This window comes from Paraburkholderia sp. GW821-FHT02A12 (assembly GCF_059422005.1).
Genome location: NZ_JBWKWA010000001.1, coordinates 768,660 through 783,443 on the forward strand (window position 1 = coordinate 768,660; position 14,784 = coordinate 783,443).

Consider the following 14,784-nt stretch of genomic DNA (forward strand, 5'->3'; position numbering starts at 1 on the left):
TTATAGCCGGCACCACACAGACACGTATTGCACGTGACCGACCCGAGGAATACGACGATGGAAACCATTCTGGAGATGAGCGAAATTCAGAAGAGCTTTGGCGCGGTCAAAGCCCTGAATAACGTCAATCTTAAAGTCCGCAAAGGCGAGATTCACGCCATATGCGGCGAGAACGGCGCGGGTAAGTCGACGCTGATGAAGATCCTGAGCGGCGTCTATCCACACGGCTCTTACGCGGGCAATGTGGTCTACGACGGTGAAGATCGTGCGTTCTCCGATATTTCCGACAGCGAGGAGGTGGGGATCATCATCATCCATCAGGAACTCGCACTCGTGCCCATGCTCTCGATTACCGAGAACATCTTTCTGGGGAATGAGCAGTCGAGGCGGGGCGTTATCGACTGGCAGGGCTCCCGGTCCAAGGCGAAGGAACTGCTGGCGAAGGTCGGTCTGACTGACTCCCCCGATACCCCCGTAGGCACGCTCGGCATCGGCAAGCAGCAGCTTGTAGAAATCGCCAAGGCATTGTCGAAAGAGGTCCGTCTGTTGATCCTGGACGAGCCTACGGCAAGCCTCAACGAAAAGGACAGCGACACGCTGCTCAACCTCCTGCTGGAGCTGAAGGCGCGAGGCGTGACGTCCATCATCATTTCGCACAAGCTCAACGAGATTTCACGGGTTGCCGATGGCATCACGGTCATCCGCGATGGCTCGACTGTCGATGCGCTCGACTGCAAGGCCGAAAGTGTGAGCGAAGACCGCATCATCAAGGCGATGGTCGGCCGTGAGATGTCCGACCGTTATCCGAAGCGTGTTCCGAATATCGACGACGTGATTTTCGAAGTCAGGGACTGGCGCGCACAGCATCCGACCCAGCGGGAGCGCGCCGTCATCAAGGGCGTCAATCTCAAGGCGCGAAAGGGCGAGATCGTCGGTATCGCCGGTCTTATGGGCTCCGGGCGGACCGAGTTTGCCATGAGTGTCTTTGGCGGAACGTACGGTCAGGACATTTCCGGGACCGTGCTCATGCACGGAAAGCCGGTAGACGTGTCGTCGGTACAGAAGGCCATCAAGGCGGGTCTCGCGTATGTGACCGAAGACCGTAAAGGAAACGGCTTGGTCCTTGACGACAACATTCAGCGGAACATCACATTGGCGAACCTCGCAGGCGTGTCGAAACTCGGGGTGATCAACGAACACGAAGAAATATCGGTCGCGGCGGATTTCCTGAAGAAGCTCCGTATCCGCGCCCAGGGAGTAACACATGTGGTCGCCAATCTGTCTGGCGGCAATCAGCAGAAAGTCGTGCTGAGCAAGTGGCTGTTTTCGGAACCCGAAGTACTCATTCTGGACGAGCCCACACGCGGCATTGATGTGGGAGCGAAGTACGAGATTTATAGCATCATCAATCAGGCGGTTGAAGCGGGTAAGTGCGTCGTCATGATTTCTTCGGAAATGCCGGAGCTTCTTGGCATGTGCGATCGCGTTTATGTCATGAACGAAGGCCGCTTCGTCGGCGAGTTCACCGCGGAAGAGGTCTCGCAGGAGAAGATCATGCGGGCAATCATGCGAAATGGAGGCATCTAAAATGCGTAAGGCACTCTCGCCGGCGGCGCCGCAGGACGCCGGAGTCAAAAATAGCGAAATCGTTCGGGCGCTCAAGCGCGGCGCCAGTGAGTACGGGCTGCTGATTTCGCTCATCGTCATCATGGCATTCTTCCAGGTGTCGACGAGCGGGGTGTTGATGCAGCCGCTCAATCTGACGAATCTGGTACTTCAGAACAGCTACATCGTCATCATGGCCCTCGGCATGCTGATGGTGATCGTTGCGGGCCACATCGATCTCTCGGTCGGTTCGACCGCGGGGCTCGTGGGCGCGCTCGCAGCGGTGCTGATGGTGCAGTTCAATGTCAACTACGTGCTGGCCACCGTCATCTGTATAGTCACCGGCGCGCTGATCGGAGCCGTCCAGGGTTACTGGATTGCGTTCTGGCGGATGCCGTCGTTTATCGTCACGCTGGCCGGCATGCTGGTATTTCGCGGGCTGACGAACCTCGTGCTGCAGGGCCAGTCCATTGGACCGTTCCCGGACGCTTTCGCTACGGTCAGTTCCGGCTTCATTCCGGACGTCTTTCATGGGCAGAGCCTTCACATCACATCCATCCTGCTTGGAATTCTCGTGGGCGCATTGTTTTTCGTGATCGAACTTCGACACCGCGCGAGCGCAACCAGATACGGTATGGATAGCGGGTCGTTCTCGATGTTCATCGCGAAGAACGTCATCCTGACGGCCCTGATCGTCTTCTTCTGCTACATCCTTGCCTCCTATCGCGGCCTGCCGACGGTTCTCGTCATCATGGGAGTACTGATTGGCGTCTATACGTTCGTCATGAATCGCACCACCGTTGGCCGTCGTGTTTACGCGGTGGGCGGCAATGCGAAGGCAGCCAGACTGTCAGGCGTCAGTGTTCCGACGATCAGTTTCCTCACCTTCGTGAATATGGGTGTTCTGGCCGCATTGGCCGGCCTCATTTTCGCGGCCCGCCTGAACAGCGGCACACCGAAAGCAGGAACGGGCTTTGAACTGGATGTGATCGCTGCATGCTTCATTGGCGGTGCGTCCGCTTCTGGCGGTGTCGGGAGGGTGGTCGGCGCGGTAGTGGGTGCCTTCATCATGGGTGTGATGAACAACGGGATGTCCATTATGGGTATCGGCGTTGACTACCAGCAGGTGATCAAGGGGGTGGTGTTGCTCGCGGCTGTCTTTGTTGATGTGTACAACAAGAACAAGGTTTGAGCATCGGATTCCGGACGCGCAGCCAGATGGTGTGGCCGAGACGCAGTCAATTTCAATGGCAGAGTGCCCGGCAATCCGGGGCGAAGCGGCTACATATACGGATGCCTAACCGGATGGATCGTGCGGGCATCACTAGTAAACACGGAATCGACATGATTAAGCACATCGTTATGTGGAATGTTCGCGGTGAGACGCCCGAGCAAAAGAAGCAAACGGCTCAACTGGTGAAAAGCGCCTTCGAAAGTCTGATCGGAAAAATCCCCGGACTAACGAAGCTCGAAGTCGGCATGGACGTGAGCGGTGTCGATTACGCCTGTGACGTCGTGCTCTACACCGAGTTTGAAGATCCGCAGTCGCTGGATGCATACGCGTCACATCCCGAGCATCTGCGCGTCAAGCAGGTCATTGGGGACAGCCGTATCGCGCGACACCAGGTCGATTACGTTTGAGTCGGTGAACGAAAGGGAAACTTATGTACGAATTTACCTACACGACGCCTGCCTCGCGGGTGGTGTTCGGCGCCGGCAGCATGAAGCTCATCCAGCAGGAAGTTGAGACGCTGGGCGCTCGCAGGGCGCTGGTTCTGTGCACCCCGGAGCAGAGAGCGCAGGCCGAGGTCGTTTCGTCCCTTCTCGGTCCATCGAGTGCGGGAGTCTTCGACGGGGCGCAGATGCATGTTCCTATCGAGAACGCCCGGCGGGCGCGCGAGTACGCGAAGGCGGTTGACGCGGATTGTGCGGTGGCCATTGGCGGAGGCTCGACGATCGGTCTCGGCAAGGCCATCGCGCTCGAATCGTCCCTGCCGATTATCGCCATTCCGACGACCTACGCGGGTTCGGAAATGACCCCGATCTACGGCATAACTGAGAATGGACTCAAGCAGACGGGCCGTGACCAAAGGGTTCTGCCGAAAACGGTTCTTTACGACCCGGAGCTGTCGGTCGGTTTGCCGGTTCATCTCTCGTTCGTGAGCGGCCTGAATGCAATTGCACATGCTGCCGAGGGGTTGTATTCAAAGGATGGAAACCCGGTCATGTCGCTGATGGCTGAAGAGGGAATCCGCGCACTCGCCAATGGTCTGCGTGGCGTGAAGAAGAGCAGCACGGACAAGACGGCGCGCAGTGATTGTCTCTATGGCGCGTGGCTTTGTGGGATGGTTCTCGGCAATGTCGGCATGGCGCTCCATCACAAGCTCTGCCACACACTTGGCGGGACGTTCAACCTTCCGCACGCGGAGACACATGCGATTGTTCTTCCACATGCGCTCGCCTACAACAGCATCGTCGCAGCGGAGGCAATGACACGAATTGCGCGTGCACTCGATGCGGAGTCTGCCGCAGACGGCCTGTATGACCTGAGCCAGGAACTCGGTGTACCTCGTGGTCTGCGTGAGATCGGACTGCGTGAGAGTGACCTTGATCGTGCGTGCGAGGTCGCGATGTCGAATCCGTACTGGAATCCGCGTCCGGTGGAGCAAGCGCCACTCAGAGCATTGATCCAGCGCGCCTGGGAGGGAAGTCGGCCTCGTCCTTGAGAAGCGGCTCGGGGCATACGCAAATGCATTGATTAGTTTTGAAGCTACACATATATGACAGTGAGAGTCCACCAGCCACATAAGTGACAGACTGCAGGCGTTACCTCGACTTCGAGATTGCTCTCCTCACACTCGCGGTATTCCGGAGGCAGTCTTTGCAATGGGGATCGGCAAAACAGACATGTGGCGCACCGCGATACCGCCCGTCCGAGGTCCCAAGAAACATCGCTGTAGTCCCAAATGGCCATCTCTCAGTTCCCGACTTCGTTCTCAATAGCGGCTTGCGTGGGATGCCCGCTGAGAATGTTCCGACCAGTTGGCTCGCGCGCCGTCGCCTTCGCCAGCATAGCAACAGCGCTCTCGTCTCTTCCACCAACCGCACGGCCATCGTGTCGAAGTTGGCGCGAAATATTCTCGGCTGCCAGTGGATTACGGGATTTCCCTGGGTGGACGATTGCAAAGAAAATTCGAGGAATTTGGTCGTCGATCAGCCTGTTCGCGAGTGAGCGATGTCCAGTTTGACGGCGGCAAGAACGTACGGGTAGAGCCCTGTTTTAAAAGGAAGTTACTGCAATTCGTCAGGATTTTGCTGCGGTGCAAGGTTCAGACTCAAGCGAACAAAGTTCAAAATTAAGCGAATCTCGACACCCGCCCCATATCACTTCTTGAATTTGTCACCACCCGTCCATATAATTAGCACTCGCTGCACGAGAGTGCTAACAACATCGCCGGTTGGCTCAGCCAACCGGGTTTTCTCAGCGTTCTTCAGTCTCAATCAAGAGAGGAGTATGTATGAACCTTCGTCCTTTGCATGATCGCGTGATCGTCAAACGTCTGGATCAAGAAACCAAGACTGCGTCGGGCATCGTGATCCCCGAAGCCGCAGCGGAAAAGCCGGATCAAGGCGAAATCCTGGCAGTCGGCCCGGGCAAGCGTGACGACAAGGGTGCACAAATCGCACTCGACGTGAAGGTTGGTGACCGCGTCCTGTTCGGCAAGTACGCAGGCCAGACCGTCAAGGTCGACGGCAACGAACTGCTGGTCATGCGCGAAGAAGACATCATGGCCGTGGTGCAGAAGTAAGCGCAGGTCGCTACTTCCCAGGTTATATCCCAAGAATTCAAGGAGTTAGAAGATGGCAGCTAAAGACGTCGTATTCGGTGATTCCGCCCGTGCCAAGATGGTTGAAGGCGTGAACATCCTCGCGAACGCTGTGAAGGTCACGCTGGGTCCGAAGGGCCGCAACGTGGTGCTGGAACGCAGCTTCGGCGGCCCGACGGTCACCAAGGATGGTGTTTCGGTCGCGAAAGAGATCGAACTGAAAGACAAGCTCCAGAACATGGGCGCGCAAATGGTCAAGGAAGTCGCTTCCAAGACCAGCGACAACGCAGGCGACGGCACCACGACCGCAACGGTTCTGGCTCAGTCGATCGTCCGCGAAGGCATGAAGTACGTCGCATCGGGCATGAACCCGATGGACCTGAAGCGCGGCATCGACAAGGCAGTGGCTGCCGCGATCGAAGAACTGCGCAAGATCAGCAAGCCGTGCACGACCAACAAGGAAATCGCTCAAGTCGGCGCGATCTCGGCGAACAGCGATTCGTCGATCGGCGACCGTATCGCTGAAGCGATGGACAAGGTCGGCAAGGAAGGCGTCATCACGGTTGAAGACGGCAAGTCGTTGCAAGACGAGCTGGACGTTGTCGAAGGTATGCAATTCGACCGCGGCTACCTGTCGCCGTACTTCATCAACAACCCGGACAAGCAAGTTGCTGTGCTCGAAAACCCGTTCGTGCTGCTGCACGACAAGAAGGTTTCGAACATCCGTGATCTGCTGCCGGTACTGGAACAAGTCGCCAAGGCTGGCCGTCCGCTGCTGATCATCGCAGAAGACGTCGAAGGCGAAGCGCTGGCTACGCTGGTCGTGAACAACATCCGCGGCATCCTGAAGACGGTTGCTGTGAAGGCTCCGGGCTTCGGCGATCGCCGCAAGGCCATGCTGGAAGACATCGCGATCCTGACCGGCGGCCAGGTCATCGCTGAAGAAACCGGCCTGACGCTCGAAAAGGCAACGCTGGCTGAACTGGGTCAAGCGAAGCGTATCGAAGTGGGCAAGGAAAACACCACGATCATCGACGGCGCTGGCGAAGCTGCAAACATCGAAGCACGTGTGAAGCAGGTTCGCACGCAAATCGAAGAAGCTACGTCGGACTACGACCGTGAAAAGCTGCAAGAGCGCGTTGCCAAGCTGGCAGGCGGCGTTGCAGTGATCAAGGTCGGTGCTGCGACCGAAGTCGAAATGAAGGAAAAGAAGGCACGTGTCGAAGACGCACTGCACGCAACGCGCGCAGCTGTGGAAGAAGGCATCGTTGCTGGCGGCGGCGTCGCGCTGATCCGTGCACGTACGGCGATCGCCGGCCTGAAGGGCGCTAACGCCGATCAGGACGCAGGTATCAAGATCGTGCTGCGCGCAATGGAAGAGCCGCTGCGCCAGATCGTCACGAACGGCGGCGAAGAAGCCAGCGTCGTGGTGGCAGCAGTTGCTGCTGGCCAAGGCAACTACGGCTACAACGCAGCAACCGGCGAGTACGTCGACCTGGTTGACGCAGGTGTCGTGGACCCGACGAAGGTGACGCGCACGGCGCTGCAAAACGCGGCATCGGTGGCAGGTCTCCTGCTGACGACCGACGCAGCTGTTTGCGAACTGCCGAAGGAAGATGCAGCGATGCCTGGCGGCATGCCCGGCGGCATGGGCGGCATGGGCATGGACATGTAATTTCAGTTGGGCCTCGTTCGAGGCTCAGTTGGAAGCACATGGGGAAGCGCGCCGCGAGGCGTGCTTCCCAAAAGAAAAAACCCGCAGAAATGAACTGACCCCGCAAAGTTGGACATTCGTCCAACGATTTGGGGTGCAGTTCAGAAATGCGGGTTTTTTTATGCCCTCGTTCGTCAGCGCGCCTGGGTGGCGTTGCCGGGCGTGGCTAATCCCGCGCCGTTACGGTCGAAGCGAAGCGCGAGCAGGAAAGTTGGACCGCGCAGGCTAATCAATGCCGTGCTTCGCCGGGCGTAGCGTCCTTGCCGGCCGTCGGCGGCGTGTCGTCGTCGCTGCTGCGCGCCCAGAAGAACCGATCCGGCAGATACGCGCCCATCCCCGGACGGAAAGCGCTACGCACCGCTTGATACAGATACTCCTGCGCTTCGCGAACCGCTTCGGCCGGGTCTTGGCCGTTGGCCAGCAACGCGGCAATCGCCGCGCCCAGCGTATCGGTCAAACCCATGATGCGATGGGTGCCGCGGTCCCACATGTCCTGACGCAATTGGCCGTCTTCGCTGTACAGCGTATTGACGAGCCGGTGCGTGCCGGTTTCCGTCGACAGAATGTATTCGCAGCCTTGCGACAGCAGGTGCGAGATCGCTGCATCGAGGCTCGGCGCCTCGGCGTCGCCATCCGGCTGGGCGAGCGCGAGCAGGGTGGCATGGTCGGCGACCAGCAGCGTGGTTTGCGGCGCGAGCAGATCGGCGATCGCTTCGCGCAGTTCGTCGGCGGCGAGCACATGTTCGTCGTCGAGCGTGAAGTCGGGCGCGAGAATCAGTGGAACGTCGTCGTAATCGGCGACCACCTCGGCGATCGCGCTCACCACTTCCGCGCGCGTGCACGCGCCAACCTTGAACGCGGCGATCGGCATGTCTTCGAGCAGCATCCGCGCCTGGGTCGCGACGACTTCCGGATCGAGCCCGGTGACTTCGTCGCAACTGGCCGAGTCGCGCACCGTATAGCCCGTGAGCACGCTGACGCCATGACACCCCATGCTGGCAAGTGTCATCAGGTCGGCTTGCAGGCCGGAGCCGCCGGTGGGATCGGAAAGGCCGAAGGTGAGGACGATCGGAGGCGTGTCGCTGGGCATGAAAATTGACTAAAAGGACCGTTATTTAAGCGCAGCCGGTGCGCAATCGGCTCAATTATGCGGCCTAAACCGTCGCGGGGGCGTTTTTTCGCATCCTCGGCCCGGCGGGTTCATGCAGGCAGCACACCAGGCTGCGCACAAGCAGCGGCAAGGCGCCGCAACCGCCGCGCAAGCCGACCCAGCCGGCATAGCCAAAGCCGCTGCACGCCGCGATTGGGCGCGTTTCCGATTGCTAGGCATTGGGGCGGCAACACGGTACCATCATGGCTCCCGTTTCAACGGACTCTACGACGCGACACAAGAATGGAATATCAAAGCTGGATGTGCCTGATTTGCGGCTGGATTTACGACGAAGAAGCCGGGTTGCCGGACGAAGGCATTGCGCCGGGCACGCGCTGGGAGGACGTGCCGATCAACTGGACGTGTCCGGAATGCGGGGCGCGCAAAGAAGACTTCGAGATGGTCCAGATCTGAGATCCGGCGGGCCGTCGGCGGTTGCCGGCGGAAGCAATGCCGCACATGCGGCAGCGTCGGCCGGAACGAATGCATTCAGCCGGAACGAATGCATTCAATGTGTGCAAGCCGTGTGTGCCCAAGCCGTGCCGCCGCATATGTCGACGCGGAACGTCCCGCTTGCGCTGTGTTGCAGCGGTAGTCTGTCATTGTTCTGTTGCCAGTTCACGCGTTAGCCGATCAGCAGGCGCGCGGCGCTGTGCAACGGCCCGTCAGCTTCGTGTCGCCTGCCCATGACTCTTCGATCCGCTGCACCCGATTCCTTCGACGCATTGCCGAATCCTCGCGGCGGCGCCGTCCGTCCCGCCGAGCTCGCGCTGGCAGAAGCGCTGCTGGCGTTCGAACAGCACAGCGAGAGCACCGCGGCGTTGCTGCGCGCGTCGCACGCCTTGCGTGAAGCCGGCTGGCTCGCCGCGCAGCGTTTTGCCGACGCCCTGGTGCTGGTGTCGCCGCTGGCATCGGGCAATCCGGCGGACGCCGACAGCGCGCGGCCTGTATTCGGCGCGGCGCTGAATGATTTCCGCGCGGCCCTCGAGCGTCACAATCTGCGCGAACTGTCCTGTTCGCCAACTCTGTTTGCGCACTATCGCGCGCTCAGCACGCATCTGTCGCAGCACGCGCCCGGTTCCACGGTTGCGTTCGAAGACCTCGCGCTGGCTGCGCGCCCGGTGCCGCCGGTGTCGCTGCACGCCCAATCCGCCGATCAACTTGCGCACTTGCGGGCGCGCTACGAGCGCGCGCTGCTGCCGGTGTTGCGCTCGCAGCCGGACAGCAGCGGCGCGGCTCTCGCCGCCACGAACGCCGCGCTCGACGAACTGGAAGCCTGCCTCACCGAACTCGCCGGCCCTGATCCCTACGATTTCTGGCGGCTCGCGAGAGCCTGCGCCAAGGCGTTGCGCGTCAGCGGCCGCGCCACCGGCGAAACCGAAGCACGGCGTTTCTACGCCCGCTGCAACCTGGCGCTGGCCGATCACGCGCGCGGCATCCAGCGCGCGCCGCGCTCGCTGGTGCGCGCGGCGCTGGCGCTGTTATGGCGCGACTACGCGTTATTCGGCGCCGCGGCGGAGGATGCCGACCAGGTCGAAGTGCTGCACGACTACGGCCTGACGGTCGATTGGCACGTCGCCGGCACCCAGGCATCGGAAATGCTTTGGGAAGCGGGCGCCGCGCAGGCCCAGGCGTTCACCGCCGCGCGCGCCACGCTGACGCGCGAACTGGGCGTGCTGACCGTCAACGCGCACGCCTACGAAGATTTTCTGCAAACCGCGGATGCCTCGATCTCCGCATTGACCGAGCACGCGCGCGCTGCCGATCAGCCCGAGAAAGCCGATGCGAGCGAAGCGCTGCAAGCCGGCGACGCCGCCTACCGGCTCGGCGCCGCCGCCTGCGCGCTGGGCCTCGGCCACGTGGCGCTGGTGGCCGATGCGCTGGGGCTCGCGTGGCGCCGGCGCGCGCACGCCGGTGTGTCGACGCCCGCGGTGCGTTCGCATGTGATCGTCGACGCGCCGGCGGCGCGCACGCTCGAGCAGACCGCCGAAGCCTTGCGCGCGATGCTGCACAAGGTGGCCGCAGGTGTGGTGCCGCCAGGCAGCGCCGCGGCGCTGGCCGCCTTGACGCGCTCGATCGAACAAGGCGGGGCCTGAACCGTATCGGCATGGCGCGTGCGCGCCGGCACGCACCAGCCGGCGCGCGGCAAGTAGCACGCGGGAACCCGGAGCAGCCCGAAGAACGGGTGACACGCCGCATGCGTGTCGCAAAACACCTCGATCACACACCGTGGCGAGGGTCTGAGTGCGTGATAGAGTTCAACTTGAAGCGCCGTTGATGGCTCCTGGCACATCTCGCGGTCCCACGCTCAAAGCCTGCCATCCTGCATCGTCTTTGCTAAAATCCGAACTATGTCCAAGAGTACCGATCGCATCAATCTGACCAACCAGTTCCTGATCGCCATGCCGAACATGGCGGATCCTACGTTTTCAGGAACGGTGGTCTACCTTTGCGATCACAGTGAGCGCGGCGCGCTCGGCCTCGTGATCAACCGGCCGACCGATATCGATCTTGAAGCGCTCTTCAGTCGCATCGATCTCAAGCTCGAGATCGAACCCCTTCTGCATGTGCCCGTGTATTTCGGCGGCCCGGTGCAAACCGAGCGCGGCTTCGTGCTGCACGATCCGAAAGACGGCAATGCGTACACGTCGTCGATGTCGGTGCCCGGCGGGCTGGAAATGACTACCTCGAAAGACGTGCTCGAAGCCGTCGCGAGCGGCACCGGCCCGGAACGTTTCCTGCTTACGCTCGGCCACGCCGGCTGGGGCGCGGGCCAGCTCGAAGAAGAAATTTCGAAGAACGGCTGGCTCACGGTCGAAGCCGACCCGAAAATCGTCTTCGACGTGCCTGCTGAAGAACGTTTCGAAGCGGCGCTCGCGCTGCTCGGCATTTCGCTGTCGATGCTGTCGGGCGAAGCAGGTCACGCATGAGTCTGCCGGCCGGACGTGAGGCGACGCTGCTTGCGTTCGACTATGGTGAAAAACGGATCGGCGTGGCGGTCGGCAATTCGCTCACACGCAGCGCGCGGCCGCTCGTGATCGTGCAGAACCGCAGCCGCGAATACCGTTTCGAGGAAGTCGGCAAGCTGATCGCCGAGTGGAAGCCGGACGCGCTGATCGTCGGCCTGCCGATGCACCCGGACGGCACGCCACACGAAATGACCCAACTCGCGAAGCGCTTCGGCAACCAGCTGAACGGCCGCTTCAATCTGCCGGTGAGCTGGATCGACGAGCGCTATTCGTCGGTCGAGGCGAAGGCGGGAATCCGCGCCGGCAAAGGCCGCGCCGACATGCTCGACGCCGAAGCCGCCAGCATCATCCTCCAGCAATATCTAGACGGACTTTCCGACGATCATGAGTTCCATTGACGCCGAAGCGCTCTATCGCGCATTGCTCGAACAGATTCTCGCGGTTTACGGTGACAAACTCGGCGGCAAACCCGGCGGCCAACCCGGCGGTGCGGACGGCGCCGTGCTGGCCGGTATCCACAGCGGCGGCGCATGGCTCGCCGAGCGCCTCGCGCGCGACCTGCACCTGCCGAGCTTCGGCGTGGTGAACGTCGCGCTGCATCGCGACGACTACGCGAAAAAAGGCCTGCACTCGCAGGCGAGCCCGACCTCGCTGCCGTTCCCGGTGGACAAGAGCCGCATCGTGCTGGTCGACGATGTCCTGTACACCGGCCGCACAATTCGCGCGGCGGTGAACGAACTGTACGACTATGGCCGCCCGGCATCGGTCGAACTGGCCGTGCTCGCCGATCGCGGCGGGCGCGAGTTGCCGGTGGCGGCGCGCTTCGTCGGCGGCGTGGTGGAGGTGCCGGCCGATGCGACGCTCGTTCTCGCTCGCGAAGAGGGCGGCGCCGGCGGCAACCTGAACGAAGGCGCGCGGTTCACGCGGTTCACTTTCCACACTGAAGCACGCGTCGATTGAACGCGGCTCCACGCATCGAGCAAAGCATCAGCAGCACGGTTTTGAGGCCGCCATCGCGAGGTTGTACGCGCGCGTTGCCGGTCTGGAACCCTCACCCGCAGTCAGCATCGACACCGATCACGTTGAAGCCCGTATTTGAAGCAGGTACACGATGAACACCGCCACCCAGGCTCCCAAGGATTCAACCGATAGCGCCACCGAGCGCTTCCGTTATGGCTTCCTGAAGGGCAATCCGCAGCTCACGAAAAACGGCGAGCTCAAACATCTGTTGTCGATCGAAGGCTTGCCGAAGGCGATCGTCAATCACATTCTCGACACCGCCGAGCAGTTCGTCAGCGTGACCGATCGCGAGGTGAAGAAGGTGCCGCTGTTGCGCGGCAAGTCGGTGTTCAACCTGTTCTTCGAGAACTCGACGCGCACCCGCACCACCTTCGAGATCGCCGCGACGCGCCTGTCCGCGGACGTGCTGAATCTGAACATCAACGCGTCTTCGACCAGCAAGGGCGAATCGCTGCTCGACACGATCAACAACCTGTCGGCGATGCATGCCGACATGTTCGTCGTGCGCCATGCATCGAGCGGCGCGCCGTATCTGATCGCGCAGCATTGCGCGCCGCACGTGCACGTGATCAACGCCGGCGACGGCCGTCATGCACACCCCACCCAGGGTCTGCTCGACATGTACACGATCCGCCACTACAAAAAGGATTTCACGAACCTGCGCGTGGCGATCGTCGGCGACATTCTGCATTCGCGGGTCGCGCGTTCGGACATTCATGCGCTGACCACGCTCGGCGTGCCGGAAGTGCGCGCGATCGGTCCGCGCACGCTGCTGCCGGGCGGCCTCGAGCAGATGGGCGTGAGCGTGTTCCACAACCTCGACGAAGGCCTGAAGGACGTCGACGTGATCATCATGCTGCGACTGCAGAACGAGCGGATGAGCGGCGCGCTGCTGCCGTCCGCGCAGGAGTACTTCAAGAGCTGGGGTTTGACGCCGGAGCGCCTCGCGCTCGCCAGGCCCGATGCGATCGTGATGCACCCGGGGCCGATGAACCGCGGCGTCGAAATCGATTCGCAGGTGGCCGACGGCCCGCAATCGGTGATTCTCAATCAGGTGACGTTCGGCATCGCGGTGCGCATGGCGGTGATGGGGATCGTCGCGGGCAATCACGATTGATCTCGCCACGGCACACAACGCCTACGCGGCAAGCACCCGACAAATCACGCAGAACTTAGCTGAACATAGCTGAACATAAGGCAGCGCATGAAGATTCATATTCAAGGCGGCACGCTGATCGATCCGGCAGCGGGCACCGAACAGCAGCAGGACATTTTTATCGCAGTGGGCAAGATCGTCGCCATCGGCAACGCGCCCGCCGATTTCAACGCGGCGAAGACGATCGACGCCAAAGGCCTGCATATCGCGCCGGGTCTTGTCGACCTGTCCGCGCGCCTGCGCGAGCCGGGCTACGAACACAAGGCGACGCTCGAATCCGAAATGGCCGCGGCGCTCGCGGGCGGCGTGACGAGCCTCGTGTGTCCGCCGGACACCGACCCGACGCTCGATGAACCCGGCCTCGTCGAGATGCTGAAGTTCCGCGCGCGCAATCTGAACCAGGCACATGTGTATCCGCTCGGCGCATTGACCGTCGGCCTCAAGGGCCAGGTCATCACCGAGATGGTCGAGTTGACCGAAGCGGGCTGCATCGGCTTTTCGCAGGCCGACGTGCCGGTGGTCGACACGCAGGTGCTGATGCGCGCGTTGCAGTACGCGGCGACTTACGGCTATACCGTGTGGCTGCGTCCCGTGGATGCGTACCTGGGCAAGGGTGGCGTGGCCGCGAGCGGCGCGCTGGCGTCGCGGCTCGGCTTGTCGGGCGTGCCGGTGTCGGCGGAAACCATCGCGCTGCATACGATTTTCGAACTGGTCCGCGTGACCGGGGCGCGCGTGCATCTGTCGCATGTGTCGTCGGCGGCGGGCATTGCGCTGGTGCGCGCGGCAAAGGCCGAAGGTTTGCCGATGACGTGCGACGTCACCGTGAATCATGTGCATCTGATCGACGTCGACATCGGCTACTTCGACGCCCAGTTCCGGCTCGACCCGCCGCTGCGCCAGCAGCGCGATCGCGAAGCGATTCGCGCGGGCCTCGCGGACGGCACGATCGACGCGATCTGCTCCGACCACACCCCGGTCGACGACGACGAAAAGCTGCTGCCGTTCGCCGAAGCCACGCCGGGCGCGACCGGGCTGGAGCTGTTCCTTTCGCTGACCGTCAAATGGGCCGACGAAGCGGGTGTGCCGCTGGCGAAGGCGTTGAACCGCATTACCGCAGCGCCGGCCGGCGTGCTGAAGCTGGAGGCCGCCGGACGCATCGCCGTGGGCGCCGTCGCCGATCTCTGCGTGTTCGACCGCCACGCGCATTGGCGCGTCGAGCCGCGCGCGTTGAAGAGCCAGGGGCACAACACGCCGTTCCTCGGCTACGAACTGCCGGCGCGCGTGCGTGCGACGATCGTGTCCGGTCACGTCGCGTTCGAACAGCGCTAATATCCGCGCCATTG

At 61.8% G+C, this 14,784-nt stretch carries 14 protein-coding genes; 13 read left to right on the forward strand and 1 reads right to left on the reverse strand.

The genetic code is table 11. The features are described from left to right. The first annotated feature begins 57 nt into the window (after nt 1–57). From mmsA to groL, 6 genes are all read left to right on the forward strand, one after another. Nucleotides 58–1,587, forward strand: coding sequence for a multiple monosaccharide ABC transporter ATP-binding protein (gene mmsA, locus AC07WT_RS03515; protein ID WP_494946062.1), 1,530 nt, complete (start codon nt 58–60; stop codon nt 1,585–1,587). Beyond that, complete coding sequence (gene mmsB / locus AC07WT_RS03520; RefSeq protein WP_494946063.1) at nt 1,574–2,797, forward strand: multiple monosaccharide ABC transporter permease; 1,224 nt, start codon at nt 1,574–1,576, stop codon at nt 2,795–2,797. Before mmsA ends, mmsB begins: the two co-directional genes overlap by 14 nt. Nucleotides 2,798–2,949: 152 nt before the next feature. After that, nucleotides 2,950–3,246 (forward strand): Dabb family protein, encoded by a 297-nt coding sequence (locus tag AC07WT_RS03525; RefSeq protein ID WP_154872768.1) that lies wholly within the window; start codon nt 2,950–2,952, stop codon nt 3,244–3,246. Between the two features lie 23 nt (nt 3,247–3,269). Continuing rightward, a complete protein-coding gene (locus AC07WT_RS03530; RefSeq protein WP_494946064.1) occupies nt 3,270–4,331 on the forward strand; it encodes a maleylacetate reductase in 1,062 nt (353 codons plus the stop codon). Between the two features lie 792 nt (nt 4,332–5,123). Further along, nucleotides 5,124–5,414: a co-chaperone GroES gene (gene groES / locus AC07WT_RS03535; RefSeq protein WP_007178996.1), complete on the forward strand. Its 291-nt coding sequence runs from the start codon at nt 5,124–5,126 to the stop codon at nt 5,412–5,414. Nucleotides 5,415–5,466: 52 nt separating this feature from the next. Then, nucleotides 5,467–7,107: a chaperonin GroEL gene (groL, locus tag AC07WT_RS03540; protein ID WP_494946065.1), complete on the forward strand. Its 1,641-nt coding sequence runs from the start codon at nt 5,467–5,469 to the stop codon at nt 7,105–7,107. A 268-nt stretch (nt 7,108–7,375) separates the two neighbouring features. Here the strand turns inward: groL and AC07WT_RS03545 are convergent, their stop codons facing one another. After that, nucleotides 7,376–8,236: a hydroxymethylpyrimidine/phosphomethylpyrimidine kinase gene (locus AC07WT_RS03545; RefSeq protein WP_492592540.1), complete on the reverse strand. Its 861-nt coding sequence runs from the start codon at nt 8,234–8,236 to the stop codon at nt 7,376–7,378. Nucleotides 8,237–8,539: 303 nt separating this feature from the next. On the opposite strand from AC07WT_RS03545, the gene AC07WT_RS03550 reads away from it, so the two are divergent. From AC07WT_RS03550 to AC07WT_RS03580, 7 genes are all read left to right on the forward strand, one after another. Further along, on the forward strand, nt 8,540–8,710 hold the full coding sequence (locus AC07WT_RS03550; RefSeq protein WP_006047743.1) for a rubredoxin: 171 nt from the start codon (nt 8,540–8,542) through the stop codon (nt 8,708–8,710). Nucleotides 8,711–8,982: 272 nt separating this feature from the next. Next, complete coding sequence (locus tag AC07WT_RS03555) at nt 8,983–10,392, forward strand: FimL-related protein (RefSeq protein ID WP_494946066.1); 1,410 nt, start codon at nt 8,983–8,985, stop codon at nt 10,390–10,392. A 255-nt stretch (nt 10,393–10,647) separates the two neighbouring features. Continuing rightward, nucleotides 10,648–11,226, forward strand: coding sequence for a YqgE/AlgH family protein (locus tag AC07WT_RS03560; protein WP_494946067.1), 579 nt, complete (start codon nt 10,648–10,650; stop codon nt 11,224–11,226). After that, the gene (gene ruvX / locus AC07WT_RS03565; RefSeq protein ID WP_494946068.1) at nt 11,223–11,663 is read left to right on the forward strand and encodes a Holliday junction resolvase RuvX; all 441 of its coding nucleotides are present in this window, start codon (nt 11,223–11,225) and stop codon (nt 11,661–11,663) included. Before AC07WT_RS03560 ends, ruvX begins: the two co-directional genes overlap by 4 nt. Next, the gene (pyrR, locus tag AC07WT_RS03570) at nt 11,650–12,225 is read left to right on the forward strand and encodes a bifunctional pyr operon transcriptional regulator/uracil phosphoribosyltransferase PyrR (RefSeq protein WP_494946069.1); all 576 of its coding nucleotides are present in this window, start codon (nt 11,650–11,652) and stop codon (nt 12,223–12,225) included. Before ruvX ends, pyrR begins: the two co-directional genes overlap by 14 nt. 151 nt (nt 12,226–12,376) lie before the next feature. Further along, nucleotides 12,377–13,402 carry an aspartate carbamoyltransferase catalytic subunit gene (locus tag AC07WT_RS03575; protein WP_494946070.1) on the forward strand — a complete coding sequence of 342 codons (1,026 nt, stop codon included), beginning with the start codon at nt 12,377–12,379 and terminating at the stop codon, nt 13,400–13,402. A gap of 87 nt (nt 13,403–13,489) precedes the next feature. After that, nucleotides 13,490–14,770: a dihydroorotase gene (locus tag AC07WT_RS03580; RefSeq protein WP_492592546.1), complete on the forward strand. Its 1,281-nt coding sequence runs from the start codon at nt 13,490–13,492 to the stop codon at nt 14,768–14,770. Nucleotides 14,771–14,784: the final 14 nt, after the last annotated feature.

Excerpts from the sequence above, each read along its gene's own strand:
- mmsA (WP_494946062.1), top strand. The coding sequence starts at position 58 with ATGGAAACCATTCTGGAGATGAGCGAAATTCAGAAGAGCTTTGGCGCG.
- mmsB (WP_494946063.1), top strand. The coding sequence starts at position 1,574 with ATGGAGGCATCTAAAATGCGTAAGGCACTCTCGCCGGCGGCGCCGCAG.
- AC07WT_RS03525 (WP_154872768.1), top strand. The coding sequence starts at position 2,950 with ATGATTAAGCACATCGTTATGTGGAATGTTCGCGGTGAGACGCCCGAG.
- AC07WT_RS03530 (WP_494946064.1), top strand. The coding sequence starts at position 3,270 with ATGTACGAATTTACCTACACGACGCCTGCCTCGCGGGTGGTGTTCGGC.
- groES (WP_007178996.1), top strand. The coding sequence starts at position 5,124 with ATGAACCTTCGTCCTTTGCATGATCGCGTGATCGTCAAACGTCTGGAT.
- groL (WP_494946065.1), top strand. The coding sequence starts at position 5,467 with ATGGCAGCTAAAGACGTCGTATTCGGTGATTCCGCCCGTGCCAAGATG.
- AC07WT_RS03545 (WP_492592540.1), bottom strand. The coding sequence starts at position 8,236 with ATGCCCAGCGACACGCCTCCGATCGTCCTCACCTTCGGCCTTTCCGAT.
- AC07WT_RS03550 (WP_006047743.1), top strand. The coding sequence starts at position 8,540 with ATGGAATATCAAAGCTGGATGTGCCTGATTTGCGGCTGGATTTACGAC.
- AC07WT_RS03555 (WP_494946066.1), top strand. The coding sequence starts at position 8,983 with ATGACTCTTCGATCCGCTGCACCCGATTCCTTCGACGCATTGCCGAAT.
- AC07WT_RS03560 (WP_494946067.1), top strand. The coding sequence starts at position 10,648 with ATGTCCAAGAGTACCGATCGCATCAATCTGACCAACCAGTTCCTGATC.
- ruvX (WP_494946068.1), top strand. The coding sequence starts at position 11,223 with ATGAGTCTGCCGGCCGGACGTGAGGCGACGCTGCTTGCGTTCGACTAT.
- pyrR (WP_494946069.1), top strand. The coding sequence starts at position 11,650 with ATGAGTTCCATTGACGCCGAAGCGCTCTATCGCGCATTGCTCGAACAG.
- AC07WT_RS03575 (WP_494946070.1), top strand. The coding sequence starts at position 12,377 with ATGAACACCGCCACCCAGGCTCCCAAGGATTCAACCGATAGCGCCACC.
- AC07WT_RS03580 (WP_492592546.1), top strand. The coding sequence starts at position 13,490 with ATGAAGATTCATATTCAAGGCGGCACGCTGATCGATCCGGCAGCGGGC.